We start from the raw sequence: 2,600 nt of genomic DNA on the forward strand, positions 1-2,600 counted from the left end.
GCAACTACTCCCGTCCTCCCCCTGTGCTCCCCTACCCATACCCTCGCCCCTTCAGGGGGAGAGGGTGGCCGAAGGCCGGGTGAGGGTGGCCGGACAGCAAAGCAGGCCAGTTGTGGGGGCAACATAGCACTACATAAAAAAAGCCCCGGGGAAGCGTACCCCGGGGCGTTTTCGGCCTTCACCGATGCGGATATATCGGCTGCAACCCTGCCATTACTTCTTCATGCTCGGCAGGTTGTGGACGTCGAGGTGGCAGCCCAGGCATTTCGGGAATCTCTGCAGGATCGAAGCCGGGTGCGGCTGCTTGTGGCACTCGGTGCACTGCGGGATGTAGCCGTGCTTGTTGTGGTGGCACTGTGCGCAGCTCACGTTGTGGTGACGGCTGGTGGTCTTGGTGATCTTCTCGGTCTCCACCTTGTGGCAGGCGCCGCAGTTGGCGGTGTTCACGTCGGAGCCGTAAGTAACCTGCTTCGGCTTGTGAACCGAGTGGCACTTGGTGCAGGTGTCATAGGTCTGGCCCGGGAAGTGGGTCTTGTGGCACTTCTCGCAGGAGGGCTTGAAGCCGTGGGTGGTGTGGCAGCGCTGGCAGCCGAGCAGGGAGTGCTTGCTCGGGAACTGCGTGAGGTCGGCCTTGGGAGCCCGGTGGCAGGTCTGGCAGGTGTTCAGCAGCCTGTCGTTCATCGCCACCTTACGCGGGGCGTGCGGGTTGCTGTGGCAGGAGGAGCAGTCCTTGTTGGCCGGTCCGTGGATCTCGGTGTGGCAGTTGGAGCACTTCGGCATGATCTGCGCGTAGTTGTTCTTGAGCGGGTTGTACGCGTGGATCGCCTTGTGGCACTGCTGGCAGTCGAAGCGGTGCTTGCCACCGTTCTCCTTGAGGGCGCCGAACTGGCTGGTGTGGCACTGGGCGCACTGGGCCGGCTGCAGCGGGGCCGGGGTGGCGGCGTACATCTGGGTATCCACCGGGATATCGACGGTCGCCACTTTGGCAGCAAACGCGGTGGACGCGGCCAGAACCAGAGCGCCAACTAACAGGCATACTCTCTTCTTCATCTCTCCTCCTAAATTCATTATTTTCAATAAAAACACGATTGATCTTAATACTACCTTAGCAATGTATCGTCAAGAGTTTGTGCATCATCGACAGCAAAATCCTGAGGTAATTGCCTCTGAGGTGGTCTCAGCAAACTGAGCACAGATGAAGACATTGCTGAAGGATGGAGATCAGCCAGTAGAAGTACCCTTGCAAGAGGGATTATGGTCTGTTTCAGCAGCTGAAACGTTCAGGCAGGGGAACTAGAGGCGGATCAAGTCGTCGTGAGGCTCGTCGGAAGGGTTGATATGGATCATGACGTCGCCGACGTTGGCAAAGGTGTCGAAGATGCGACGTTTTACCTCGGTGGCGATGTCGTGGGATTCCTTGACGGTCATCTGCGGGTCCATGCCGAGCTGCAGGTCGACGATCACGAACTGACCCGAGTGGCGCGCGCGGATGTCGTGGACACTTTCCACTCCCTTCACGCTGCGGGCAAGATCGGCAATGGCGGCGACCATCTCCATTTCGGGCAGTCCGTCCATCAGTTCGTGGGCGGAGGTGCGGAAGGTCTGGTAGCCGATGTGGAAGATAAAGAAGGAGGTGAGCCCGGCGGCCAGCGGGTCCATTATGCGGAAACCGAACCAGGCCCCGGTCACACCGACCAGGGTGGCTACGGAGGTGATGGCGTCCTTGCGATGATCCTTGGCGATGGCCAACAGGGCCGGGCTCTTCAGTGTATCGCCGACCTTGACCGAGTAACGGTAGAGCGCTTCCTTGATGACGATGGTGATGGCGGCGGCGCCGACCGCAATCAGGGAGGGGGCCTGGTAGTTGCCGATCACCATGGTCTCCACCGCCGCGTACAGGATCCAGGCGCCGGTACCGCCGATCACCAGCGAGACGAAGATGGCCGACAGGCTCTCGACCTTGCCATGCCCGTAGGGGTGGTCGGCGTCGAAAGGTTTGCGCCCAACCTTGAGGGCGATGATGGTGAGTCCGATGCCGATGAAATCACAGGCGCTTTCCAGGCCGTCCGCGAAGACCGCCTCGGAATTCCCGTAGTAGCCGGCGGCGAGTTTCATCACCATCAGAACGAGGTTGATCCAGAACCCCACCTTGATCACCCGGTCCGCCCTGTTGAAGCGCTCCCCTCTCAGCATGGAGGTGCCTCCTGGCGAAGGTCCTTGATGATCAGCTGCAGCGACCGTTTCCCGTTCCAGACATTGATGGAGGGGGAGAACAGGAGGTCGATCCGCGGCCCGCTGACCTCCTTTTCGGCGAGCCCGAAGCCGACGGCGTCCAGGGTGCGACCGCCGGTGGAGAGGCAAATCTTGAGGTGCCCGCCCTTGAGCACCCGCCAGTCGCACACCTTCGCGCCCCTGAGCAAAAAGACCGGCTCAGGGTTTCCCATGCCGAACGGCTTCAGGGTGTCGAGTTCGGCGGGGAGGGATTCGCGAAGGTCCTTGGCGGTCAACTCAGCGTCATAGGAGAGCACCGGGATGAGCGCCTCGGCATCGAGGAGGCCGGCCGCGGCCTCGTCGAACCTCAGCGCAAAGCGCTCCAGCTC

At 61.1% G+C, this 2,600-nt stretch carries 2 protein-coding genes and 1 pseudogene; all 3 read right to left on the minus strand.

What is annotated here, in order from left to right; genetic code table 11:
* Nucleotides 1–213: 213 nt before the first annotated feature.
* Nucleotides 214–1,050 (minus strand): cytochrome c3 family protein, encoded by an 837-nt coding sequence (locus VJ604_RS00430; protein WP_324079412.1) that lies wholly within the window; start codon nucleotides 1,048–1,050, stop codon nucleotides 214–216.
* A gap of 243 nt (nucleotides 1,051–1,293) precedes the next feature.
* Nucleotides 1,294–2,193, minus strand: coding sequence for a cation diffusion facilitator family transporter (locus VJ604_RS00435; protein WP_324079413.1), 900 nt, complete (start codon nucleotides 2,191–2,193; stop codon nucleotides 1,294–1,296).
* A pseudogene (locus VJ604_RS00440) lies at nucleotides 2,187–2,600 on the minus strand (single-stranded-DNA-specific exonuclease RecJ); the annotation flags it as partial. The pseudogene VJ604_RS00440 and the gene VJ604_RS00435, both read right to left, overlap by 7 nt.

The sequence above is a fragment of the Geomonas sp. genome, assembly GCF_035254065.1.
In the GTDB taxonomy this organism is placed as follows: domain Bacteria; phylum Desulfobacterota; class Desulfuromonadia; order Geobacterales; family Geobacteraceae; genus Geomonas.

What these genes read in the sequence shown, in the direction of transcription:
- VJ604_RS00430 (WP_324079412.1), bottom strand. Translation starts at nt 1,050, where the DNA reads ATGAAGAAGAGAGTATGCCTGTTAGTTGGCGCTCTGGTTCTGGCCGCG.
- VJ604_RS00435 (WP_324079413.1), bottom strand. Translation starts at nt 2,193, where the DNA reads ATGCTGAGAGGGGAGCGCTTCAACAGGGCGGACCGGGTGATCAAGGTG.